Source organism: Lelliottia sp. GFLA7 (assembly GCF_056490165.1).
Map to the genome: position 1 here is coordinate 1 of NZ_JBWLAQ010000131.1, position 382 is coordinate 382.

Below are 382 nucleotides of genomic sequence, written 5' to 3' on the forward strand. Positions count from 1 at the left end.
GCTCACATCGGCCTCCCGACGGGAAGCGTTGCCGCAACGGCTGTTCCGTCACCGGGAGCGGACTCCACGACAAGTGTGCCGCCGAGTTCGGCGAGCCGATCCCGCATCGCACGCAGACCGAACCCGCCGGCCTCCCGCTGGTCGAACCCGACACCGTCGTCGACGATGTCGAGGCGCATCTCGTCGGCCGCGTAGCCCAGGGTCAACCGCACGCGCTGCGCCTGCGAGTGCAGGCGCACGTTCGCGAGCGCGCTCTGCGCCACCCGCAACAGGGCCACGTCGTAGTCCATCGACAGTGCCGCCTGCGCGCCGTCCGTGACCAGTTCGCCGCTGATCCCGGTCTGGTCGGCCAACTGGTCGAGCAACCGGCGCAACGCCGACT

General features: G+C 70.4%; 1 protein-coding gene. It reads right to left on the reverse strand.

Annotation, left to right across the window (positions count from 1 at the left end; genetic code table 11):
* Nucleotides 1-2: 2 nt before the first annotated feature.
* On the reverse strand, nucleotides 3-382 hold a 380-nt coding region (locus AC07RN_RS21505; RefSeq protein ID WP_478337306.1), incomplete at its 5' end, for a sensor histidine kinase.